Consider the following 24,475-nt stretch of genomic DNA (forward strand, 5'->3'; position numbering starts at 1 on the left):
TATACATAAAAAAAGCTCGCAAAATTGCGAGCTTTTTTATTATATCATATTAAAAGCTTACTTACCTTCTTCAGCAGCTTTTTTAGCTTCTCTTTTCAACTTCATGTTTTCCCAGATAGTTCCACCAATCCAGTAAGGAACTACAAATGTTAATAAGAAAATTAACAACCAAAATCCAGCTGTAAAAATAAACATGAATAATACCAATCCTGAAAATTCTGAAAAATCTAACATTTGTTTCTTATTAATAATTGTTATGCCACAAAATTATAACTATTTTTCTTTTCCTCCAATAAAATCTGATAAAAATCACTATTAAAAACTATTAGAATTTGTAATTTTGAACATCATTAATTTTAAGCATTTTAAATCATTCCAAATGACAAAATATAGAATTGAGAAAGATACAATGGGACAAGTAGAAGTTCCTGCTGATAAATATTGGGGAGCACAAACCGAGCGTTCTCGTAACAATTTTAAAATTGGTCCTACTGCCTCTATGCCATTAGAAGTTGTATATGGATTTGCATACTTAAAAAAAGCAGCTGCTTTCACTAACGCTGAGTTAGGTGTATTAGCTACTGAAAAACGTGATTTGATTGCACAAGTATGTGATGAAATATTAGCTGGAAAGCACGACGACCAATTCCCATTAGTAATCTGGCAAACAGGTTCTGGTACACAATCTAACATGAATGTAAACGAGGTTATTGCTAACCGTGCTCACGAAATCGCTGGGAATGTAATTGGTGAAGGTGAAAAAACCATCCAACCAAACGACGATGTAAACAAATCGCAATCTTCTAACGATACCTTCCCTACTGGAATGCACATTGCTGCCTACAAAAAAATTGTAGAAGTAACCATTCCTGGTGTTGAACAATTGCGTGATACTTTACAAACAAAAGCTGAAGCTTTTAAAGATGTGGTGAAAATTGGGCGTACACATTTAATGGATGCTACTCCCCTAACCTTAGGTCAAGAGTTTTCTGGATATGTTGCTCAATTAAACTTCGGGTTAAACGCTTTAAAAAACACCTTAGCACATTTAGCACAATTAGCGTTGGGTGGAACAGCGGTAGGAACTGGATTAAATACACCTGCTGGTTACGATGTGTTAGTTGCTAAATACATTGCTGAGTTTACAGGATTACCATTTATAACTGCTGAAAATAAATTTGAAGCTTTAGCTGCTCATGACGCATTAGTTGAAACTCACGGAGCGCTAAAACAATTAGCCGTTTCATTAAATAAAATAGCAAATGATATTCGTTTAATGGCTTCCGGACCTCGTTCAGGAATTGGAGAAATCATTATTCCTGCGAATGAACCAGGATCTTCTATTATGCCAGGAAAAGTAAACCCAACTCAGGCAGAAGCTATGACTATGGTTTGTGCACAAGTAATGGGTAACGATGTTGCGGTAACTGTTGGTGGTACTCAAGGTCACTACGAATTAAACGTTTTTAAACCTATGATGGCAGCTAACGTATTACAATCGGCTCAATTAATTGGGGATGCTTGTGTATCGTTTGATGTAAACTGTGCTGCTGGTATTGAACCAAACCAAACAAGAATCACTGAGTTATTAAATAACTCATTAATGTTAGTTACGGCATTAAATACTAAAATTGGATATTACAAAGCTGCTGAGATTGCAAATACAGCACACGCAAACGGAACTACTTTAAAAGAAGAAGCAGTACGTTTAGGATACGTAACTCCAGAACAGTATGACGAATGGGTAAAACCAGAAGATATGACAGGTAGCTTAAAATCATAAAAGCTTTACTTACCATAGATATAAAAAAACCACAACAAAATGTTGTGGTTTTTTTATTGCATATTATATTGTATTATCTCATTCTAAAATAATGTTACCCTAAAAGAAAAGACTAAGCATCTTGCATAGTATCGCAAATAACAATTTCTCTTAACAACACAGATTGTGGTAACTCATATGCAAACTTTATAGTCTTAGCAACATCTTTAGCAGTAATATTAACAGCTCCTACACTCTCTTTCCACTCATTATATCCTTTAATTATTGTATCATCCGTAGTATGCTCGAGCAATTCTGTTTTAACCGCACCAGGTTCAATTGTTATTACTCGCACGTTAAAGGGAGATAACTCTAATCTCGCTGTTTGTGTTAACCCACGAACACCAAACTTACTAGCACAATATGCTGCATGATTTTCAAAAGCTTGATAGCCTGCCATAGATGACAAATTTATTATAGTTCCACCTTTACGAGCCTTCATACTTGGTATTACCGTTTGCATACCATGCATCACTCCCATTACATTAACATCTAACATTTTTTGCCATTCATTGGCATTTTGTGTTTCAATGGATCCTAATAACATAACCCCTGCATTATTTATCAATAAATCAGTTTCTCCATAAACAGCTTCAGCCGCTCTTATTGCTTTTTCTAATCCCGTTTTATCAGTTACATCAACTTTTTTACACAAGGTATGAGGTAAATTTAAAGCCTCCATCTTTTCTACCCTTCTTGCTAATAATAAAAGAGGGTATCCGTCTTCTGCAAACATTTTAGCCATTTCTAACCCAAAACCAGAACTAGCTCCAGTAATAACTACTAATTTTTTATCTTCCATAAATCATTCCTTTGTTATAATTATTTTTTATACTAATTTAAATTCAACTTTACTACTAGCTAACTATTTTATTAGCTTTTACAAAGGTACATTTCAAAAAAAACTACTCAAAATACTATTTTTGTATCTTAATCATAATTTATAATTATAATGGAAGAGCGTTTATTAAAGTTTTTTATTGCTGTATATGAAGAAAAAAACCTTACACGTGCGGCCAATAAATGTTTTGTTTCTCAACCTAATATTTCTAACGGAATAAAATTATTTGAGAGTAAAATGAATTGTACTTTATTTAAAAGACATCAACGAGGTGTCGAGCCTACAAACGAAGCACACTACCTATACCCCATAGCTAAAAGAATTTTAAATGAATTAAATGATTTACCTAACATATTTACAAAAAGTGCGTTTAAAAATGAGGTTAAAATTGGTATTGCAGATAGTTTACCACAAGAATACAAACTACAATTTATAAAAAAGGTTAACGAATTAAATAGTAATGTATTTTGGACAGTAAATCATTGTAATGAAAATAATGAGATTAATTTATTAGTTAAAGAATGGAAGAAAGAAGAAGATTTGTTTTTACCACTATGGCAAGAAGATTATTTATTATGTATTCCCAATGGACATAAATTATTAGCCAAAAACGAAATTGATTTGGTAGCAGATTTAAAAGATGAAAACTTCATTCATTGTCCTCCTTGTGAAGCTCATAAACAATGTATTTCTATCCTAAATTTTGCTAATAAAACTATTAATACTGTAGGTAATTGTAGTACAAAAACTGAAACTTTAACTTTATTAATGGCAGGTTTAGGTTTAACTTTTTTACCTGAGTATTTTATTGATGGTTGGTATGGTTTTGAAACTAGGCCGTATAAAGGCCCTCGTTATTATAGAGAAGTAGGTTTAGCTTACTCTAGGCACAGCTTACAAAACCCTGCTATAGCAAAAACCATTAATTATTTTTCAAAAAACAAACTTAAGGCAAATAAATTTAACAATTTCGGGTATTATTTTAAACCGTGATTCTTTTTCCCTCAAACCATTACTCTATAAATTTTATTTATAAACTAACAATTTTCCACATTATAAAGTAAAAGCATACATAGAATACTTTACTTTTTAAATGATGCTTTAGTTTTTTATTTTGGGCGATGATTAACTAAGTATTAGCGAACAAAATAATCATCAAAATAAGCTTAAAAAATAGAAAACCACAACAAAATGTTATGGTTTTCTGTTTAACGAACTTTTAAAATAAATTATATCTCTTGATATGTATAGGTTTTAGCTATTTCTTTTATTCTTTCATTAGTAACAATTCCTTTTTGTACCTCATAATCCTCAGCGGTTTTTCTTGGTATACGAATTGCTCCGTTAGATAATTTTACGGTGTATCCAAAATGTTCGTTTATAAAATGCTCTTTATATGAACCAATATTCTTATCTATTAAACTTGCTTGTTGGGTAATACCTATTACCCCTTTCCTATTATTTTCTGTCTTTGTCATAATTATTTATTTAGATTTTTAGTAGTTACTTTTTTACAATTACTCTTTGTGTTTCCGAACACATAAACCACGACAATACACTTTTACACCTATGCGTAGTGTACTCTTAGCTCTATTAAAAAAATAAAAGGAATGTAGTGAGGATTACTTTTGCTTTTTCAAAGTTTGAAGGTACAAATAACAAATCATACTACAAAAAAATCTCTGTTATATAAGAAAGTGTTTATTCCTTATTCATGTTTCATCCTGAAATAGCATTAGAGTAAGAACAAAGTATGATAACTAAAAAAAGTGACCTTCAAATTTAAAACTTTATACTGTATAAAAAAGTTAGTTGTTCTTATTAAAAAACTCAAGTAGTAAAATATGAACTAGATTTAAAAAAATCTCTCAACAAACTTTTAGTTCACTGAGAGATTTCTACAACTTTAACTCTAGCTAATTTAACTATCAATTCGTTCAATCTTTGCTCCGATAGATTTTAAACGTGCTTCGATATCTTCGTAACCTCTATCTATCTGTTCAATATTATTAATAATACTTGTCCCTTTTGCTGAAAGTGCTGCTATTAATAATGAGATACCTGCACGGATATCTGGAGAGGTCATTTTTGTTGCCTTCAACTGCGATTTAAAGTCATGACCTATTACTGTAGCTCTATGAGGATCGCATAAAATTACCTTAGCCCCCATATCGATTAATTTATCAACAAAGAATAAACGGCTTTCAAACATTTTTTGGTGAATTAGTACGGTTCCTTTTGCTTGTGTGGCAACTACCAATACAATACTCAATAAATCTGGTGTAAACCCAGGCCATGGTGCATCTGCTACAGTTAATACTGACCCGTCAATATAACTTTGAATTTCGTAGCTTTCTTGCTCTGGTATGTAAATATCGTCTCCCTTTCTTTCTAATTGAATTCCAAGTTTTCTAAATACATTAGGAATTTGTCCTAAATCATCCCAACTTACATCCTTAATTGTCAATTCCGAACGTGTCATAGCAGCCATACCTATCCAACTACCAATCTCAATCATATCTGGCAATATAGTATGTTCACAGCCTTTTAGAGTTTCCACTCCTTCAATAGTGAGTAAATTAGATCCTACTCCAGTAATTTTTGCTCCCATTGAGTTCAGCATTTTTGATAATTGCTGAATGTAAGGCTCACAAGCTGCGTTATATATTGTTGTGGTTCCTTTGGCTAATACTGCAGCCATAATAATATTTGCTGTACCAGTTACCGAAGCTTCATCTAGCAACATCTCTGCTCCTACTAATCCTGTTTCTGTTTCTACACCGTAGAAATATTCTTCACGATTATATCGGAATTTTGCTCCTAAATTGATGAATCCTTCAAAGTGAGTATCTAGACGACGACGTCCTATTTTATCGCCTCCTGGTCGAGGAATATATCCTTTTCCAAAACGAGCCAATAACGGACCAACAATCATAATAGACCCTCTTAAAGAGCTTCCATCTCTTTTAAATTCTGGTGACTCTAAATATTTTAAATTGATATCGTCTGCTTGAAAACTATATGAGTTTTTAGATAATTTTTCTATTTTAACTCCTAATTCTCCTAAAATAAAAATCAGTTTATTAACATCAATAATATCAGGAACATTGTTTATAATTACTTTTTCTGACGTTAACAACACCGCACATATTACCTGTAATGCTTCATTTTTTGCTCCTTGTGGTGTTATTGTTCCTTTTAATTTGTGACCTCCTTCTATTTTAAATGATGCCATTTACTTTTTTCTGTATTTAGTATTTGTTTTTCCTTTTGATTTGTGCTGTCCTTGTCCGCTACGTTTTCTTAACAGGCTTTTGCTATCTGTTAAGTCCTCATCAATATCTCGAATATCTATTTTTCCTTCAGACAGCTCATATAAATGATCGAAAATAACACTATCTTCAACTGTGTCTTTGTTCCAGTTTAAATAGCATTTTTTCATATGATTAGCAATGGTGAATACCAAAGCTTCTTTCATTTCTCCTTCTTCCCATGTTAATGCTACATCAATCATGGTTTGAATATTTGTACCATAAAAACGATACTTTGATGCTGATTTTGGATATGGCAATCGCTCAGGAGATTCTTGTAACTCTTCCTTTGAAGGTGTTTCGTAAGGAGAATCAACATCTAACTGAAAATCTGCCATTATATGTAACTGATCCCAAAGTTTATGCTTAAAATCAGGCACATCGCGTAAGTGAGGTTGTAAATTACCCATTACATCAATAATAGCTTTAGCCATTGTATTTCGTTCTTCTTTATCTTCTAAAGCGATACAATGATTCACTAGCTTTTGTATATGCCTCCCATATTCTGGGATAATTAATTTGGATCTTTTCGAATTGTATTCTAAATCAAACGTCATTTCTCTATATTTTATCTATGCAAAATAGGTAATTATTATGAATTAACTACCCGATTACTTTCAATTTTGCAAATTGTAACAATAATTTCTTTTTACCTACGGTACTAAACTCTATTTCTGCTTTTTTATTGGGTCCTTTCCCTTCTAAAGCTACTACTTTTCCAGTACCAAAACGGTTATGTTCTACTACGTTTCCTACTGTGATTTCTCCATCAAACAAATTCATTTTTGGGCTCATTTCTGAAACCTTCTTCATTTTACTTTTTGGAGGAACCATATTTGGTTTTTCCTTCTTCGCCAAGAACTCTTTTCTTTTCTTTTGAATTGGTTTTTGAAAACGTATTTTCTTTGGTGAATCGTCTTCAAATAAACTAGCATCAATAAACCTATTTACTGATGGTTCAGGTACTTTTGGCGTTAAATACTCTAAATATTGCTCATCTATTTCTTCTAAAAACCTACTTGGCTCACCATCAGTTAATTTACCCCAACGATAACGTGTTTGTGCATAAGTTAAATAAGCTCCTTTTTCAGCTCTTGTTAACGCTACGTAAAACAAACGACGTTCTTCTTCTAACTCACTGCGAGTATTCATACTCATTGCTGAAGGGAATAAACTTTCTTCTAAACCTACAATGTACACGTAAGGAAACTCTAACCCTTTGGATAAGTGAATTGTCATTAACGAAACTCTAGGTTCTTCATCTTGTTTATCGGAATCAAAATCAGTGGCTAGTGCGACGTCTTCTAAAAATGAAGTTAACGATGCGTCTTCTCCTGTTTCTATTTTATCGGTAATAAAGTCTTTTATTCCGTTTAAAAGTTCTTGAACGTTTTCAACCTTATTAACGCCTTCTGGAGTTCCATCTTTTTGTAAATCTTTGACTAATTGGGTTTGTTTAACTACCAAATCAGCAATTTCAAAAGCGTTTTTTGTTTGTGCTTCAATTTGAAAACGCTGAATCATGTTTACAAAATTCTGCAACTTTGTTTTGGTTCCTGAATTAAGATTAATGTCTACCGTATTGATATTCTTTAAAATATCAAACATTGATTTTTTGTAGTGATTCGCTGCAATTGTTAGTTTATCTAACGTTGTAGCTCCAATTCCTCTTGCTGGGTAGTTGATGATACGCTTTAATGCTTCCTCATCATTCGGGTTGATTAAAATTCGTAAATACGATAGTAAATCTTTAATTTCTTTACGTTGGTAGAATGAAATACCTCCGTAAATTTTATACTTAATATCTTTTTTTCGTAGCGCATCTTCTATCGCTCTCGATTGTGCATTGGTACGGTATAGAATAGCAAATTGATCGCTTGTTAACTGATGATTCATTTGGTTTTCCCAAATAGATTGAGCTACGAAACGTCCTTCTTCTCCATCAGAAATTGTACGCATTACCTTTACACTATCTCCTGCATCGTTAGCTGTCCAAATTTCTTTATCTAGCTTCGTTTTGTTTTTATCAATTACACTATTCGCTGCACGTACGATGTTACTTGTTGAGCGGTAATTTTGTTCTAACTTGAAAGTTTTTACATCTGGATAATCCTTCTGGAAGTTTAAGATATTTTGAATATTTGCTCCACGGAATCCGTAAATACTTTGTGAATCGTCTCCTACCACACAAATATTCTGAAAACGATCTGCCAACGCACGTACAATTAAATACTGCGAATGGTTGGTATCTTGGTACTCATCTACCAAAATATATCGGAAACGATCTTGATACTTTGCCAACACATCTGGAAAACGTGCTAATAATTCATTGGTTCGCAATAATAAATCGTCAAAATCCATCGCTCCAGACTTAAAACATCTATCTACATATTCTTTATAGATATCACCTGTTCTCGGTCTACTCGCTTCTAAATCGGCTTGTTGTAAATCAGAGTTATTAAAATATGCTCTAACCGTAATTAAACTATTTTTAAAAGACGATATTCTACTTAATATTTGCTTTGGTTTATATCGATCTTTATCTAAATTCATTTCTTTGATAATCGCCGTTATCAATCGAACTGAATCTTGTGTATCGTAAATGGTGAAGTTTGACGGATAGCCTAATCGATCAGCCTCTGAACGTAAGATACGTGCAAAAACTGAGTGAAATGTTCCCATCCAAAGGTTTTTAGCTTCGCTATACCCCACTACTTTACCAATACGATCTTTCATTTCACGGGCAGCCTTGTTGGTAAATGTTAACGATAAAATGTTAAAAGCATCTACTCCTTGCTCCATTAAATAAGCAATTTTATAAGTCAGCACTCTCGTTTTACCCGATCCTGCTCCTGCTATAATTATCATTGGGCCGTCTTTTTGTAAAACAGCTGCTCTCTGTGGTTCGTTAAGTTGCTCTAAATAAGTATTCAATGGAAATTAAATTGAAAGTATTTTAAAAATGGAAAATTAACCAATCTTTTAGGTTTTTTAAAGATTCTACCCTTTTTTTTATTCACTAATTTTTAATCCTATAAATTCAAGCTAAAACCCGAATCAACAATAATTCGACTTATAACCCTTATTTTTTAATATTCGTTTTAAAACCCGAATTGTTTGGGGTTTTCAATTTGAAAGCCTATTTTTACTAAAAATTGAATATATGACAAGTGTAATTACTGGTGACATTATTAATTCTCGTGGTGTTTCTGCTGAAACATGGCTTCCTGTACTGAAAGAATCCTTCAATACTATCGGAAAAACACCGAAAACGTGGGAGCTTTTTCGTGGAGACAGTTTTCAAATTGAAATTGAAAATATTGCAGAAGCTCTTCTTTTTACTTTTAAGCTAAAATCTACTATTAAAAAAATAAAAGATTTAGACATTCGTTTAGCTATTGGTATTGGTAATAAAAGTTTTGATACAGAAAAAATTACCGAAGCCAACGGTGAAGCTTTTATAAATTCTGGGTATGCTTTTGACCATTTATTAAAAAAACAAAATTTAGCCTTGAAAACTCCTTGGGAAGGTATTAATGAAGAATTTGAGGTTTCTTTGGGCTTAAGTTTGTTAATAATAGACAATTGGACAACTAATTCTGCTGCTTTTGTGAATATGTCTCTGCAAAACCCTGAGTCTACTCAAAAAATTATCGCTAAAAAGCTAGCCATTTCAGAAAGTAGCGCCAGTGAACGAAGAAAACGTTCTGGATTTGATGAAATTATGAAGTTAGAAAAGCGTTATAGAAAACTTATGAACCAGAAACTAACTAAACTATGATACTGTTTTTAAAACTACTCGTTGCTCACTTATTAGGGGATTTTGTATTTCAACCTAAAAATTGGGTAAAAGATAAGGAGAAAAAGAAAATAAAATCTAGCAAACTTTATGCTCATATAGGTGTTCATGCTTTATTATTACTTTTATTCCTGCAGTTTAACCCTATGTATTGGAATGTATTTTTACTGGTTATTATTTCTCATTATTTAATTGATCTTGGAAAACTATATTTTCAAAAGAAGAAGAACAAACGTTTATTCTTCTTTTTAGATCAGGTTTTACATATATTCTTTTTAGGTTTAGCTACTTATATATATTCTCCTTTTAAAGTTAGTACAGATGCTATTTTAACCCAACAAAACTTATTACTTTTTGCTTGTTTAGTTTTTGTCACTTATACTTCGTCTATTATTATAAATACATTAATTTCTAAATGGAATCCAGAAAAAGGTAATAAATCAACAGAACAATCGTTAGCCAATGCAGGTAAGTATATTGGTTTTTTAGAACGTATATTAATTTTTGTTTTTATTGCAATTAACCAATGGGCTGGTGTCGGATTTTTACTCGCGGCAAAATCTATATTTAGATTTGGAGACTTAACAGCATCAAAAGACAGAAAACTTACTGAATATGTACTGATTGGAACTTTACTAAGTTTTGGATTGGCAATTTTAACAGGACTCGTATATTCGCATTATGGAAGATAAAATTATTGAAGGGCTTGCTTATGCCCTACCAGCACTAGTAACTGGCGGCGTAGCTTACTTAATTTTAGGCCGCTTTATTGAACAAGACAACAAAGAAAAAACATTCAATGCTTTAGTTGAAAAAAAGCGTGAAAGTTTACCCACAAAGCTACAAGCTTATGAACGTATGTTGTTATTTTGTGAGCGTATCAACCCATCAAAATTACTGTTAAGGGTAAATCCTATAGGAGATGATACTGATAACTACCTCCAACTTTTAATTGGTAATATAGAACAAGAGTTTGAACATAATTTAGTACAGCAATTATACATTTCTGATGATAGTTGGAAAGCTGTTTTAGCAGCTAAATTAGCTATTATAGCTAAACTTCGAAACACAGCAGAAAGTTCTGAAACTGCTAAAGATTTACGTGAAAATGTATTAATTGACTACTCGCAACAGGAAAGTCCCGCTAATACTGCAATCTCCTTTTTAAAACAAGAAGTAAAGAAGTTGATATAATAAAAAAAGCCTCTAATTAGAGGTTTTTTTTATTTCTATTATTTTTCAACAGGCAAATCTAACCTACTTGCCCATTCTGTCCAAGAACCGTCGTATACACTATAATTAGTTTTTCCTGCCTCTTCAGCTCCTAAAGCAAGTATACATGCTGTAATTCCTGATCCACAAGAAAAAATCATTTCTTCTTTACTTGGATTCACTTCTGAAAATATTTTCTGAAGCTCTTCTTTCGATTTCATCTTACCATTTAATTGCAATTCTGCATAAGGTAAGCTTTTAGAATTTGGAATATGACCTCCTATTAAATCTTTTCTTGGTTCTGGCTCTGTAGCATAAAACCTTCCTTTTGAACGAGCGTCTAATATAACTTTATTATCAAGAGAAGCTTTTAATACTTCCTCTGTAACACTTATTTTACCCTTATTAAGATTAGCTTTGAAGTTCCCTATTAAGAATTCTCTTTCTTTTTTAGACTCAACTGTATAACCAGCGTCTTTCCAAGTAGGTAAACCTCCATTTAAAACTGCGACATTTTCAAAACCAAACACTTTAAACAACCACCAAACTCTAGGAGATGAGTACACGCCTAAATCATCATAAACAACAATACAGCTATCATTATTTATCCCTAATCTTTGAGCCTCAGTTTCAAAATATTTTTCTGACGGAATTGTGTTAGGATATTCTGCTTCAACATCTAAAAAGACACTCTTTAAATCAAAGAAAACAGCATCTTTAATCTGCTGTTTTTCTTTTTTATTATCTGTTTTGACTCCTACTTTCTGAATAGTTGCATCTAGAACTATTAAGTTATCTGCACTTAAATTATCGTGCAACCAATCAACAGAAACTATAGGTGATTTTACTGTAAGCATATTACTTTATTTTACTTCATCATAATGCTCATCCCATTCATGTGGGTGTGGCTTTCCTAACTTCCCTACAGACTTAGCTACCAAAGTTGATACTGTGGCGTCACCCGTTACATTAATAACTGTTCTACACATATCTAATGGTCTATCAACTGCAAAAATTAATGCTAAACCTATGGCTAATTTATCTGCTGGAAAACCAACTGACTCTAATACGATTACTAACATTACCATTCCTGCTCCTGGTACAGCTGCTGAACCTATTGAGGCTAATAAAGCCGTTAAAATAATTGTGAGTTGATCAACAAAAGTTAAATCGAAACCTAAAGCTTGTGATATAAATACTGCTGCTACTGCTTGATATAAACTAGTACCGTCCATATTAATAGTAGCTCCTACTGGTAACACAAAACTCGATACTTCTTTATCTACTCCAATATGTTCTTCTACTCGTTCCATCGTAACTGGTAATGTTGCCGCGCTAGAACTTGTTGAAAACGCTAATAATTGTGCTGGACTTATTTGTTTTAAAAACCATAATGGGTTCTTTTTGGTAAATACACTTATTAAAACCATATAAAGTGCTACCATTAATAATAAACCTCCAATAACAGTTGCTCCATATTTTAATAATGCTAACAATAAATCAGGATCATTAGAGGTAACCACAACATTTGCTAATAATGCAAATACCGCAAAAGGTGCTGTTAACATGATTAAATCAACCATTTTTAACACAACTTCATTTAACGAATCAAAAAAGTTTTTTAATGGTGTAGCCTTTTTTTCTCCTATTAATAACATTGATATTCCTAAAATAATAGTAAAGAAAATTACTTGTAACATTGCTTTATTATTACTCATTGCTTGTATAGCATTATCTGGAACCATATCTTCCAAAAACTTAAGTGGACCACTTTCTTTTTGTTTACTCGCTTCTACTATTTTAGCTTGTACCCCTTCACTGTTTGCGTAATCTGCTGTTAATTTAGCTATTGTATCTTCTGAAATTCCTTCTCCAGGCTGTACAACATTTACCAATACTAACCCCACTGTTATTGCTATTACCGTAGTACCTATATAAATTAATATGGTACGTATACCAATGTTTTTAAATTTTGAAATATCTTTTAAATCAGAAATTCCTTTTACTAGAGAAGCGATAATTAACGGTACTGCTATTAGTTTTAATAATTTTACGAAAATTGTTCCAAAAGGCTTTATCCAGTCCGATACAAATGACGCCCCATTGTCTGTAAAGGTCATCACTAACCCAAATAAGACACCTAAAATCATTCCTATTAAAATTTGCCAGTGTAGTGCAAGTCTCTTCATATAATCTATAAATCTATTATTTTTTAACTGGCCGTAAGGTATAAAGAAATATTTAAAAAAAGTGACCTTCAGTTCGTATCTTGTGTCCAATTATTATAAACTGAGTACTAATTTTATTAAAATAACAAAATGACGGGAATTTTAGATTTATTAAATAGCGATATAGGAAAAACAATTATATCTGGTGTTGCCGGATCAACTGGGCAAGACACTAATAAAACTAGTAGTGTACTAACAATGGCATTACCTGTTTTAATGAAAGCAATGCAACGAAATGCTGCCACTCCTCAAGGTGCTGAAAGTTTAAAGAACGCATTAAATAAGCATGATGGTGGAATCTTAGATAATTTAGGTGATTTATTTAATGGTGGTGTAAATTCTGATGTTTTACAAGACGGTGGTAAAATTTTAGGTCATGTTTTAGGAAATAAACAGCAAGGAGTTGAACAAGTTATTGGTCAAAAAGCAGGAATGGATACTGGTGCTGTTGCTGATATTTTGAAAACTACTGCTCCTATTTTAATGGGGTTACTTGGTAAGCAATCTCGTCAAGAAAATGTAAATAATTCCAGTGATTTAAGTGGACTTCTAGGTGGTTTACTAGGCGGTAACTCTACTCAAAAAGAACAAAGCTTCTTAGAACAGATACTTGATGCTGATGGAGATGGTAGTATTGTTGATGATGTAGCTGGAATGATTTTAGGTAACGCTGGTAATAATCAACAAAAATCAGGAGGGCTTTTAGGAGGACTTTTAGGTGGTGTGTTTGGAAAAAAATAATTTTATTTTGCTATAATTTATAATGAACGGGGAAACATTTGTTTCCCCCTTTTCTTTTGGTTATTTTTGCAGCATATTAGTACTTATGGAAAAACTTAAACATCGTTGGGGTATAAAAAGCAATTGGGCTTTAACTGCTATTTTTATGGTTTTTGCTATAAATGGATCATTTGCAGCTTGGGTTGCTAAACCTATTACAAATTTGCTAGGGTTATCTCCTGAAACCTTAAATCCTTGGTTATATTATCCTTTAAGAATTCTACTAGTTTTTCCTATTTACCAAACAACATTACCCTTAATTGGTTGGTTATTTGGACAATTTAAGTTTTTTTGGGAATTTGAAAAGAAGTTTTTAAGTAGGTTAGGACTAGGATTTATTTTTAAGGGGTAAAAATTCTTTTTATACTACCTATAAAAATATACAAACTACTCACCTCTTCCCATAAAGAATATTTTTTTTAGTTTACTCTTTTAATTATCTCATTTATATTGATTGGTATTGGTAAATGTACACCTTCTAATAGAAAGCGTTTATGCACAGCTTCTTTTAAAGCACATTTAGTTTTAAATTCTTGAAACGGTTCGTTTAACCATACATAAGCACGCATATGAATATGGTCTGGATATATATCAATAACACGAACATCTACTTGATGTACATCACTAATCACCTGGTATGGTGTACGATAATCAATAACAGTTGGTAACTTAACAGCTTCTTCTTGTATAATTTTTCTTGCTAAATCAATATCTGCTTTTAATCCTATTTTAAAATTGTTAAAACTTAATACATGAGAGTCTTCTATGGTATGATTTAAAATAGAATCTGTACTAATTACCGAATTGGGTATAATTAACCGCTTATTCTCAAAGTTATTTATTACAGTATGTCTCAACGTTATGTCTTCAACAATACCAACTCTAGTTTCATCCAGTTTAATATAGTCTCCCACTCTAAAGGGGCGGAATATAACTATGAAAGCTCCTGCTATTAAGTTAGATAGTGCTGCTTGTGCAGCAAAACCTATAATAGCGGCTAAAATACCAGCTCCAGAAAAAATTAAAGTCGCTTTACTTCTAAAAGCAGGCACCGCCATAATTACATAAATGACACTTAAAAGTCCAATTACAAACGATACTGAATTACGTAAAAATTGAATACTTGTTCTTCCAAAACGATCTTCTTTCTTGCTTTTAATAAGTTGCCAAATAATCGCTCTTACCAACCTAGAAATACCCCAAGACACTAAGAATACGACTATAATATACCCTAATGCTCCAAAAAAGGTATCTAGGTTAAAACGATATGGTAAAAACTTATCCATTAAAATAATGCTGTTTGACTTTCGTCGTCTTTATCTTTTTTCTTCTTTTGAAGTGCTCTTTCTAATGCTTTTTTTGCTTTATCTTCTTTAGACTCTACAAACGTTTTATCTTTAGGCGTAGTATCTTCTACATTCAAAGGTAACGCTTCTTCTTTAATTTCTTCTTCATCAGTTACCTCAATATCCTCTACTTTTTCCCCTTCTGGTTCTTCGTAAGGTAATGACTCTAATAAGTTTACTGTTCTTATTTTATCTGTTGTTAATTGATTTCCTTGAGCTTTAATTCCTTTAATTGCTATAAAGTCTTCAAAGTTCACTTCTATTTTTTCTAGGCTCCTTTTTGAGAAAATTACCTCTGCCATAGGACGATAATCTGTAGCTATGATTTCTAACTTCGATTTTTCATCTTCTGATATAAAAAGTTCTTCTTTATCTGGTGTTTCAACTAAGAATCGTTTTACAAAATAACGTTCTTTAACCCCGTCAAAATAAATTGCTGAAATTGGCTTATTAGGCTTCCATTTTTCTAACACAATCATATCATTTTCAAAATGCATCGCTAAATCTGGTGATACTGCTTTGATTTTTCCTGATTGAGTTGCTATTAATATTTTATCTTCTGCTTTAAACTCACCTAACAACTCTCCTCTCCCATCAACATTTAAACGTTGTACTGTATCGTCAAACCAAATTTTTCTAGGTTTTAAAGTTGAAACTCCTGCTTCTTTAAACTCTACTTTTTTAATTGAGTACTTGGTTACTAAGTTTCCTCTAACACTACGTCCTTTTATGGCTAAATCTGCAAAATCAATATCCCATTTTAATTTTTTAACACTTCCTACTGCTCTAAGTAAAATAGTTACTACCTCAGCTTCTCCATTAGAGTTAGCTGTAAAGTATAATACTTTTGATTTTGAATCTCCGTTGGCTAAGTTGTACTCTTTATCACGAGTAACTGATGTAACGTTAAAACGCTTCATATATGAAGGTCCTTTCGCTCCATCACGATATATCATGTTGTAAACTGTACGTTTATCTTTTTTCTTGAATATTGCAACATGAATAATTCCTTTTCCTACAAAGGTTTTAGAATCTACTTTCGTCACTACCATTGAACCATCTTCTCTAAACACTATAACATCATCAATATCCGCACAATCGGTAACGTACTCGTCTTTTCGTAGCGATGTTCCTATAAATCCTTCTTCTCTATTTACATAAAGTTTTGAGTTACGCATAACTACTTTGGTAGCTACGATATCATCAAAAATGCGGATTTCTGTTTTACGCTCTTTTCCTTTTCCGTATTTTGCTTTTAACTCTTTAAAATAGTCTATTGCAAAATCAATTAAATTATCTAAATGATGTTTAACCTCAGCTATTTTCTCTTCTAAACTTTCAATAAATTGTTTTGCTTTGTCAATATCGAATTTAGAGATTTTCTTAATTCTTATTTCTGTTAAACGAACAATATCTTCTTCGGTTACTTCTCTTTTTAAATGCTTAGTATGCGGTTTTAACCCTAGGTCAATTGCTTCTATTACTCCTTCCCAAGTTTCTACTTCTTCAATATCACGGTAAATTCTATTCTCAATAAAAATACGTTCTAAAGAAGCAAAATGCCATTGCTCTTCTAATTCATGTAATTGAATTTCTAATTCACGTTTAAGTAACTCTACTGTAAAGTCTGTTGATTTTTTTAGAACTTCTGTTACTCCAATAAACACAGGTTTATTATCCTCAATAATACAACACAGTGGAGAAATTGAATTTTCACAACTGGTAAAAGCGTATAAGGCATCTATTGTTTTATCTGGCGATACATTAGCTGGTAAATGCACTAAAATTTCAACATTAGCCGCGGTATTATCTTCAATACGTTTGATCTTAATTTTACCTTTATCGTTCGCTTTTAAAATGCTATCAATTAATGATGATGTGGTAGTACCAAAAGGCACTTCAGTAATTACCAACGTTTTTTTATCAAGTGCCGATATTTTTGCTCGTACTCTTACTTTTCCTCCTCGTTTACCATCGTTATAATTGGTAACATCTGCTATTCCTCCAGTTAAAAAGTCGGGTACAATCGTAAAACTTCTTCCTTTTAAATATTTTACAGAAGCATCTATTAACTCGTTAAAGTTATGCGGTAATATTTTAGTTGATAATCCTACTGCAATACCTTCTGCTCCTTGAGCTAATAGCAAAGGGAACTTTACAGGTAAGTTTACAGGTTCTTTTTTACGTCCATCATACGAGGCTTGCCATTCGGTAGTTTTGGCATTGAAAACAACATCTAGTGCAAATTTAGACAAACGTGCTTCAATATAACGAGAAGCCGCTGCACGGTCTCCTGTTAAAATGTTTCCCCAGTTACCTTGCATATCGATTAGTAATTCTTTCTGTCCCATTTGTACCATGGCATCGGCAATTGATGCATCTCCGTGAGGGTGATACTGCATTGTGTGACCAACAATGTTTGCTACTTTATTATAGCGTCCATCATCTAAGTCTTTCATTGAATGCATAATACGACGTTGCACGGGTTTAAACCCATCTTCCATTGATGGCACTGCACGTTCTAAAATTACATATGAAGCATAGTCTAAAAACCATTCTTTGTACATACCTGTTACCTTGGTAATGGTTTCTGTACTTTCAACAGGTTTATTTAGTTCTTCGTCATGTTCGTACTTATTGTTTTCTTCACTCATGTATGAATTCTATAAACGTTTATAGTTAAAATTGTTTTTTGTGGTTTAGTTAGTCAAATAATATTCTACCTCTAGAATTTCTACTGAGTTTGCAAAACCAATATCTCGATTTTCTTCAATTTCTACACTTACAGTACAGCTTGAATTGGCAAGTATACTTTCACATGAAGGAGAAAGAAACTCTGCATAGGTAGTAGAAAACTCGACACCATCAATTGACATAGTAAAGTAAGGAATTCCTTTTACCGAATAACTGTTTAAATTATTTAATTTTACTTCAAACGCTAACTTAGAAGTATTATTCCCTGTGTTAGATATATACTCAAAACTTAATAGCTCGTATGTGAAATTTTCTAACGATGGAGGCTCTATATTTACTGGTTCTGTAATTAACTCTAAATCACATGGTACTTCTTGTTCTATATCGTAACGATACGATTGGTTTCCTACCCAATAAAGTTGGGGAATGGTAATTGTTTTTAAACATTCTTCCTCTTCGTTTGAAGAGCAATTATATAAAACTACTATAAAACATGTTAACAATAAGGTTTTTACTGAATTGTATAATTTTTTACCCATTTTTTATCTGATGTTTTTATTCTTTGTCGTTTTAATAGATACACCCAATATTAAAGCCATAATGAACATTAATAATGTTTCTATATATGAATTTTGACTTGATGATCTACCAAAATAAATCATTAAAGCACACGCAATAATCATTATCAATGATACTATTATAATTACTTTCTTTAATTCTTTCATATTAATTTTCTTCTACTAAATCTAACTCAACCTTTAAGTTGTTAATAATAAACTTTTGTCTGTCTGGAGTATTTTTACCCATATAGAATTCTAACATTTGTTCTATCGACATTTCTTTGTCTAACATTACTGGGTCTAAACGAATATCATCTCCAATAAAATGGACAAATTCGTTAGGAGAAATCTCCCCTAACCCCTTAAATCGAGTTATTTCTGGTTTTCCTCTTAGTTTGTTTATCGCATCTTGCTTTTCTTCTTCTGAATAACAATAAATGGTTTCTTTTTTGTTTCGTACTCTAAATAACGGTGTTTCTAAAATATACAAATGTCCTTCTTTGATTACTTCTGGAAAGAATTGTAAGAAAAAGGTTATTAATAACAAGCGAATATGCATACCATCAACATCGGCATCAGTAGCAATTACAATATTGTTATAACGTAAGTCTTCCAGTCCGTCTTCTATATTTAAGGCTGCTTGTAATAGGTTAAATTCCTCATTCTCGTACACTATCTTTTTAGACAATCCATACGAGTTTAGGGGTTTTCCTTTTAAACTGAATACCGCTTGTGTGTTTACATTACGCGATTTGGTAATCGAACCACTTGCCGAATCTCCCTCCGTAATAAACAAGGTAGTATCTAAATATCCATCTTTTTTAGTGTCTCCAAAATGAATACGGCAATCACGTAGTTTCTTGTTGTGTAAACTTGCTTTTTTGGCGCGTTCACGAGCTAATTTTCGTATTCCTGATAGTTCTTTACGTTCTTTTTCTGCCTGTAATATCTTCTTTTGAAGTTTGTCGGCTACTTCCGTATTCTTATGTAAGTAATTATCTAACTGTGTTTTTATAAAATCATTAATATACGTTCTAACGGTTGGTAAGTCTCCTCCCATTTCTGTAGAACCTAATTTTGTTTTTGTTTGACTTTCAAAAACTGGTTCCATTACCTTAATAGAAATAGCACCGATAATTGATTTACGTACATCAGAAGCATCAAAATTCTTTCCAAAAAACTCTCGAACTGTTTTTACTACTGCTTCTCTAAATGCGTTTAAGTGCGTTCCTCCTTGTGTAGTATTTTGTCCGTTTACAAACGAATGGTATTCTTCCGAATATTGTGTTCTACTGTGTGTAATTGCTACTTCAATATCACTGCCTCGTAAATGAATTATAGGATACAACATATCTTCTTTATTGTTGTTGTCTTCCAATAAATCTTTTAACCCGTTTTCTGAATAAAACTTTTCTCCGTTAAAAACAATGGTTAACCCTGGGTTTAGGTACACATAGTTTTTTAGTAGTTTAGAAATGTATTCAGGACGATACTTGTAATTCTTAAAGATGGTTTCATCTGCAATAAAGGTTACTTTAGTACCTCTACGGCGTGATGTTTCTTCCAGTAGTTCTTGATTGGTTAAGTTTCCTTTCTCAAACTCTGCTGAAGCTGATTTACCGTCACGGTTAGATTCTACCCTAAAATAGGTTGATAACGCATTTACTGCTTTCGTACCAACTCCATTTAATCCAACTGATTTTTTAAAGGCTTTGGAGTCGTACTTTCCTCCTGTGTTCATCTTCGAAACCACGTCCACTACTTTTCCTAACGGAATACCACGTCCGTAATCTCGCACAATTACTTTATTCCCTTGTACAGAAACTTCTATGGTTTTACCTCCTCCCATGACAAATTCGTCAATAGAGTTATCTAAAACCTCTTTAACCAAAATGTAAATTCCGTCGTCTGGAGATGATCCGTCTCCCAGTTTACCAATATACATCCCTGGTCGCATACGAATATGTTCCTTCCAATCGAGCGAGCGTATATTGTCTTCGGTATATTGTGTTTCTTGCGTCATAAAAAATTGTGTGAATTGAAGTCTGTGCTAAAATAGTATTTCGCCAGAAAAAATAAAAAACTCTGTTAATATAGTTATCAACAGAGTTCGTTTTTATTTACTAAATAGTTTGCGTTTATGAGGTTATACGTCAAATTACTTTTAGTAAGCTATAAAAACACTAAAGTTAACAACTAAACAAAAACTATTAAGTTGGTTATAGTCTAAAAACATTAAAACCTATAAGAATAAATAGTATTTAGTAAAAACAACGCTTACCTAACCTAGATGTCCTATTAACAATCCAACCAGCCTTAAAAAATGTATCATACATTGTAGTTTTTACCGTAAGTTTGTCTAACAAATTTAAGTATTCAACATGACAACTTTATTCATAAACATTAAAGAATTAATACAAATTAGAGAAACAAGTACTAAAAAAGTATCAGGAGCTGCGATGAACATTTTACCTACCATAAAAAATGCTTTTTTATTGGTTGAAAATGGTATTATTACCGACTATGGTAGTATGAAAAAAGCTCCTATTTCTGCTGATAAAACGGTGGATTGTACTGGTAAAATGATGTTGCCTACTTGGTGCGATTCTCATACACACATTGTATATGCAGGCAATCGTGAACAAGAGTTTGTAGATAGAATTAATGGTTTGAGTTATGAAGAAATTGCCAATCGTGGTGGTGGTATTGTAAATTCGGCTAAGAAATTACAAGAAACTTCAGAAGAAAAGCTATACCAACAATCAGCAAAACGCTTAGAAGAAGTAATTGCTTTAGGTACTGGTGCTGTTGAAATAAAATCTGGTTATGGTTTAACCGTAGATGCTGAGTTAAAAATGCTACGTGTTATAAAAAAGCTACGAGAGAATTATAACATTCCTGTAAAAGCTACTTTTTTAGGGGCACACGCCTTCCCTACTGAATACAAAAACAACAGAGAAGGATATATCAATGTAATTATTGAAGAAATGTTACCTAAAGTTGCTGAGGAAAATCTAGCGGATTTTGTAGATGCTTTCTGCGAAACGGGATACTTCTCAGTAGAAGATACCGACAGAATTTTAACTGCTGCGCAACAATACGGATTAACACCCAAAGTACACGTAAACCAGTTTACAACTATTGGCGGGGTTCAAGTGAGCATAAAACACAATGCCTTGTCAGTAGATCATTTAGAAGTAATGAACACAGAAGACATTGAAGCCTTGAAAGGAACGCAAACCATGCCTGTTGCCTTACCTTCTTGTTCGTATTTTTTAAGTATTCCATACACCCCTGCTCGTGATATTATAAATGCAGGGTTACCGTTAGCCTTAGCTACCGATTACAACCCAGGGTCTACACCATCAGGAAATATGAATTTTGTGGTAGCAACAGCTTGTATTAAAATGAAAATGACACCAGAAGAGGCTATTAATGCAGCAACTATTAACGGAGCGTATGCGATGAATTTATCAAACGAGGTTGGAAGTATTACCAAGGGAAAAAAGGCGAATTTAATCCTAACAAAAGAAATTCCTTCGTATGGATTTTTACCGTATTCCTTCGGAAGTAACTTAATCGACGCTGTATTTATCAACGGAAAAGAGGTTTAGTAAGCTAAACTATGTGTAAACTGTCATTCCGAATAGTAATAAGAAGCCGTTTAGATTTCTCCTTTCGTTACACTTTAGTTCGAAATGACGTTTTCTAAAAAGACAATACAATATGCTAACAATATTCAACGAAAAAGACATACAAGAGTTTGTTGCGCCACGTGAAGGCGAAACAAAATTAGGTGAGTGCGTTGCGGTTATCGACTCTAAAAAAGAACTACAATCAGAACTTAAAAATTCCTCTGCTTCTTTTGTTATTTTAGGAGTTCCAGAAGATATTGGTGTTCGTATGAATGGCGGAAATGGTGGTGCACACACTGCTTTTATTCCTGCTTTAAAGTCGTTTTTAAACACCCAGCAAAATCAATTTATTAATGGAAACGACATCCTAGTGTTAGGATATTTGGATTGTTTGGACGATGTATATAGTTTTGATGTTTCTGACAGAGAAAAAGGTGATTTATTAGTAAAAGCAATAGATAAAGAGCTTTCTAAGCTTATTAAAATAATTGTTGAGAGTGGTAAAACTCCTATTATCATTGGTGGTGGACACAACAATGCTTACGGAAATATTAAAGGGCTTTCTGAAGGGAAAAATCAACCTGTAAATGTGATTAACTTAGATGCGCATACCGATTTACGTCGTTTGGAAGAGCGTCATAGTGGTAACGGATTTTCGTACGCCTTACAAGAAGGCTTTATTCAAAATTACTTTATGTTCGGGTTGCATGAAAACTACACGCCTCAATATGTGTTTGAAATGATTCATGATAGTTTAAACTTAGAGTATAATACGTTTGAAGAGTTAGAAGTGTATCACACTACTTCTTTTAAAGGCGAATTACAACGTGCTGAAAGTTTTATAGAAAATGCTCCTTTCGGAATTGAAATTGATTTGGATTGTGTGCAGCATTTTCCAAGTAGTGCTATGACACCTAGCGGATTTACTCCACAACAAGCTCGTAGATTTACACATTATTTTGGAAAGCTACTAAATGCTTCTTATTTACATATTTGTGAGGGAGCCCCAGCAGTTGTTAAAGATAAAATAGCTAACGGGCAAGTAGGAAAATACATTAGCTACTTAATTTCTGATTTTATTAAGGCTAAGAGTAATTAATTACACGTTACTTCTACCACAAAGTTCAGTTTATAAAGTACTATTAAACTTGATATGTATAATGGAAATGCCTTTTCGTACCTAATGGAAAAGACATTTAGTGCCTAGTGGAAGTGATATTTGATGCCTAATAGAAACGTTTTAATAATAAATAAGCCTAATACGTTAGTGGTATAACGTATTAGGCTTTAAAAAAGAGTTACTTTTTTATCTTAAGCTACAGTAACTATAAAAGAAGAGTCAGAAACACGAATGTCTTTTAAATAAATATCAATGCTACTCGTTGCTTGCGTTTTAACTCTAACACGGTAGTTACCCCCAGTAAGGGCTGGAACTTGACCTATAATTTTCTTATAGCTGTTTTGTGCCAAATAAGACACTTTGGTTTCGGTACCGTCTTCGGCAACAAAATACAAACCAACCTCGGGTAAATCACCAGCAACCTTTAAACGCAAACCATTCAGCTCAAATAATCCGTTGGCAGATAAGGTAGTATTCGTAGTTGCAGAGGTAATATCTTTTAAATTAGTAATAACCGTGTTGGTAATAGGTGCAGTTACTTTTTGTAGCGGAATATCGTCTTTAATTTCGTTGATTAACTTTCCACTATTAAGGTTTACATGTAGTTTATGGGTATCAGGATTAAAACCATCTTCCTCGGTATCAAAAACCCCAGAAATAGAGTAGCCAATATTTAGTAAAGGTAGGTTAATGTTATCGCCTTCTTCTATCGACTCGATAATTTCTTCATAGTAAGAATTAAGCACCGCCACAATATCGGTTTTACTTACTAGGTTACGTTTGCTCAACATTTTATCAATCAACTCGTCTTGATTAATAGTACGCTCTGTTAATATGCGTGCTGAGTAGTTGGTTTCATCGGTTAACTTGTTTTCAATTAAATAGTACTTCATCATATTGATTTTTAAATTATTTACTTTTCCTTTTGAATCCTTTTTTGGGTAGTAACAGCTAGCATACTGGAGCAATAACCAATACATGCCAAAACAATTACTAACCTTGGTGTTATTCATCACCAAACAGTCAGGTACAAGTGTACCTTTATAGCATTAACTTCGTAAAGATGTTGTAAAATTGAATGTGATATAATAGTAATAAGGGATAGCAATTTACTTTTTACAAACAAT

Annotated in this window: 22 protein-coding genes; 9 read left to right on the forward strand and 13 right to left on the reverse strand. The window is 32.6% G+C overall.

The genetic code is table 11. The features are described 5' to 3' along the window. Positions 1-57 precede the first annotated feature (57 nt). The gene (locus ABHQ57_RS13140) at positions 58-234 is read right to left on the reverse strand and encodes a hypothetical protein (RefSeq protein WP_164505156.1); all 177 of its coding nucleotides are present in this window, start codon (positions 232-234) and stop codon (positions 58-60) included. Positions 235-379: 145 nt separating this feature from the next. On the opposite strand from ABHQ57_RS13140, the gene fumC reads away from it, so the two are divergent. Continuing rightward, on the forward strand, positions 380-1,783 hold the full coding sequence (gene fumC / locus ABHQ57_RS13145; protein WP_167713674.1) for a class II fumarate hydratase: 1,404 nt from the start codon (positions 380-382) through the stop codon (positions 1,781-1,783). Between the two features lie 112 nt (positions 1,784-1,895). On the opposite strand, the gene ABHQ57_RS13150 is transcribed toward fumC, so the two are convergent. Next, positions 1,896-2,624 (reverse strand): SDR family oxidoreductase, encoded by a 729-nt coding sequence (locus tag ABHQ57_RS13150; protein WP_167713673.1) that lies wholly within the window; start codon positions 2,622-2,624, stop codon positions 1,896-1,898. 150 nt (positions 2,625-2,774) lie between these two features. Between ABHQ57_RS13150 and ABHQ57_RS13155 the strand changes: the two genes are divergently transcribed. Beyond that, positions 2,775-3,656 carry a LysR family transcriptional regulator gene (locus tag ABHQ57_RS13155; protein WP_073183662.1) on the forward strand — a complete coding sequence of 294 codons (882 nt, stop codon included), beginning with the start codon at positions 2,775-2,777 and terminating at the stop codon, positions 3,654-3,656. 236 nt (positions 3,657-3,892) lie between these two features. Here ABHQ57_RS13155 and ABHQ57_RS13160 read toward each other — a convergent pair whose 3' ends face one another. The 4 genes from ABHQ57_RS13160 to ABHQ57_RS13175 all read right to left on the reverse strand — a co-directional run bounded on the left by ABHQ57_RS13160 (position 3,893) and on the right by ABHQ57_RS13175 (position 8,908). Next, positions 3,893-4,141: a hypothetical protein gene (locus ABHQ57_RS13160; protein ID WP_047789036.1), complete on the reverse strand. Its 249-nt coding sequence runs from the start codon at positions 4,139-4,141 to the stop codon at positions 3,893-3,895. Between the two features lie 443 nt (positions 4,142-4,584). After that, a complete protein-coding gene (murA, locus tag ABHQ57_RS13165; RefSeq protein ID WP_047789037.1) occupies positions 4,585-5,898 on the reverse strand; it encodes a UDP-N-acetylglucosamine 1-carboxyvinyltransferase in 1,314 nt (437 codons plus the stop codon). Then, positions 5,899-6,531 (reverse strand): DUF4290 domain-containing protein, encoded by a 633-nt coding sequence (locus ABHQ57_RS13170; RefSeq protein WP_047789038.1) that lies wholly within the window; start codon positions 6,529-6,531, stop codon positions 5,899-5,901. Between the two features lie 46 nt (positions 6,532-6,577). Next, positions 6,578-8,908 (reverse strand): ATP-dependent helicase, encoded by a 2,331-nt coding sequence (locus tag ABHQ57_RS13175; protein ID WP_167713672.1) that lies wholly within the window; start codon positions 8,906-8,908, stop codon positions 6,578-6,580. Positions 8,909-9,137: 229 nt separating this feature from the next. Here ABHQ57_RS13175 and ABHQ57_RS13180 point away from each other — a divergent pair, with 229 nt between their 5' ends. Genes ABHQ57_RS13180 through ABHQ57_RS13190 form a run of 3 tightly spaced genes read left to right on the forward strand, consistent with a single transcriptional unit; the run spans position 9,138 to position 10,967 of the window. Then, a complete protein-coding gene (locus tag ABHQ57_RS13180) occupies positions 9,138-9,755 on the forward strand; it encodes a SatD family protein (protein ID WP_167713671.1) in 618 nt (205 codons plus the stop codon). Further along, positions 9,752-10,465 carry a DUF3307 domain-containing protein gene (locus tag ABHQ57_RS13185; protein ID WP_167713670.1) on the forward strand — a complete coding sequence of 238 codons (714 nt, stop codon included), beginning with the start codon at positions 9,752-9,754 and terminating at the stop codon, positions 10,463-10,465. Before ABHQ57_RS13180 ends, ABHQ57_RS13185 begins: the two co-directional genes overlap by 4 nt. Continuing rightward, on the forward strand, positions 10,455-10,967 hold the full coding sequence (locus ABHQ57_RS13190; RefSeq protein ID WP_073183674.1) for a hypothetical protein: 513 nt from the start codon (positions 10,455-10,457) through the stop codon (positions 10,965-10,967). The genes ABHQ57_RS13185 and ABHQ57_RS13190 overlap by 11 nt, the downstream gene beginning before the upstream one ends. A gap of 38 nt (positions 10,968-11,005) precedes the next feature. Here the strand turns inward: ABHQ57_RS13190 and ABHQ57_RS13195 are convergent, their stop codons facing one another. Both ABHQ57_RS13195 and ABHQ57_RS13200 read right to left on the reverse strand, forming a co-directional pair. Next, positions 11,006-11,842 (reverse strand): sulfurtransferase, encoded by an 837-nt coding sequence (locus tag ABHQ57_RS13195; RefSeq protein ID WP_389863927.1) that lies wholly within the window; start codon positions 11,840-11,842, stop codon positions 11,006-11,008. A 6-nt stretch (positions 11,843-11,848) separates the two neighbouring features. Further along, the gene (locus tag ABHQ57_RS13200; protein WP_047789045.1) at positions 11,849-13,174 is read right to left on the reverse strand and encodes a dicarboxylate/amino acid:cation symporter; all 1,326 of its coding nucleotides are present in this window, start codon (positions 13,172-13,174) and stop codon (positions 11,849-11,851) included. A 129-nt stretch (positions 13,175-13,303) separates the two neighbouring features. Between ABHQ57_RS13200 and ABHQ57_RS13205 the strand changes: the two genes are divergently transcribed. Both ABHQ57_RS13205 and ABHQ57_RS13210 read left to right on the forward strand, forming a co-directional pair. Further along, a complete protein-coding gene (locus ABHQ57_RS13205) occupies positions 13,304-13,954 on the forward strand; it encodes a DUF937 domain-containing protein (protein ID WP_167713621.1) in 651 nt (216 codons plus the stop codon). A gap of 85 nt (positions 13,955-14,039) precedes the next feature. Then, a complete protein-coding gene (locus ABHQ57_RS13210; RefSeq protein WP_047789047.1) occupies positions 14,040-14,345 on the forward strand; it encodes a DUF6787 family protein in 306 nt (101 codons plus the stop codon). Positions 14,346-14,412: 67 nt separating this feature from the next. Here ABHQ57_RS13210 and ABHQ57_RS13215 read toward each other — a convergent pair whose 3' ends face one another. The 4 genes from ABHQ57_RS13215 to ABHQ57_RS13230 form a co-directional block, all read right to left on the reverse strand. Then, positions 14,413-15,279 carry a mechanosensitive ion channel family protein gene (locus tag ABHQ57_RS13215; RefSeq protein ID WP_167713620.1) on the reverse strand — a complete coding sequence of 289 codons (867 nt, stop codon included), beginning with the start codon at positions 15,277-15,279 and terminating at the stop codon, positions 14,413-14,415. Further along, on the reverse strand, positions 15,279-17,993 hold the full coding sequence (locus tag ABHQ57_RS13220) for a DNA gyrase/topoisomerase IV subunit A (protein ID WP_047789049.1): 2,715 nt from the start codon (positions 17,991-17,993) through the stop codon (positions 15,279-15,281). Before ABHQ57_RS13220 ends, ABHQ57_RS13215 begins: the two co-directional genes overlap by 1 nt. A 45-nt stretch (positions 17,994-18,038) precedes the next feature. Beyond that, positions 18,039-18,572 carry a hypothetical protein gene (locus ABHQ57_RS13225; RefSeq protein WP_047789050.1) on the reverse strand — a complete coding sequence of 178 codons (534 nt, stop codon included), beginning with the start codon at positions 18,570-18,572 and terminating at the stop codon, positions 18,039-18,041. 187 nt (positions 18,573-18,759) lie between these two features. Beyond that, positions 18,760-20,616, reverse strand: coding sequence for a DNA topoisomerase IV subunit B (locus ABHQ57_RS13230; RefSeq protein WP_167713619.1), 1,857 nt, complete (start codon positions 20,614-20,616; stop codon positions 18,760-18,762). Between the two features lie 358 nt (positions 20,617-20,974). Here ABHQ57_RS13230 and hutI point away from each other — a divergent pair, with 358 nt between their 5' ends. Then, the gene (gene hutI / locus ABHQ57_RS13235) at positions 20,975-22,207 is read left to right on the forward strand and encodes an imidazolonepropionase (RefSeq protein ID WP_389863930.1); all 1,233 of its coding nucleotides are present in this window, start codon (positions 20,975-20,977) and stop codon (positions 22,205-22,207) included. A gap of 112 nt (positions 22,208-22,319) precedes the next feature. Further along, complete coding sequence (locus ABHQ57_RS13240; protein WP_159491402.1) at positions 22,320-23,327, forward strand: formimidoylglutamase; 1,008 nt, start codon at positions 22,320-22,322, stop codon at positions 23,325-23,327. Between the two features lie 212 nt (positions 23,328-23,539). On the opposite strand, the gene ABHQ57_RS13245 is transcribed toward ABHQ57_RS13240, so the two are convergent. Beyond that, positions 23,540-24,361, reverse strand: a complete 822-nt coding sequence (locus tag ABHQ57_RS13245; protein ID WP_389863932.1) for a DNA-binding domain-containing protein — start codon at positions 24,359-24,361, stop codon at positions 23,540-23,542. Positions 24,362-24,475: the final 114 nt, after the last annotated feature.

Origin of the sequence: Tenacibaculum sp. ZH5_bin.1 (assembly GCF_042865525.1) — a bacterium.
Lineage (GTDB): Bacteria > Bacteroidota > Bacteroidia > Flavobacteriales > Flavobacteriaceae > Polaribacter > Polaribacter mesophilus.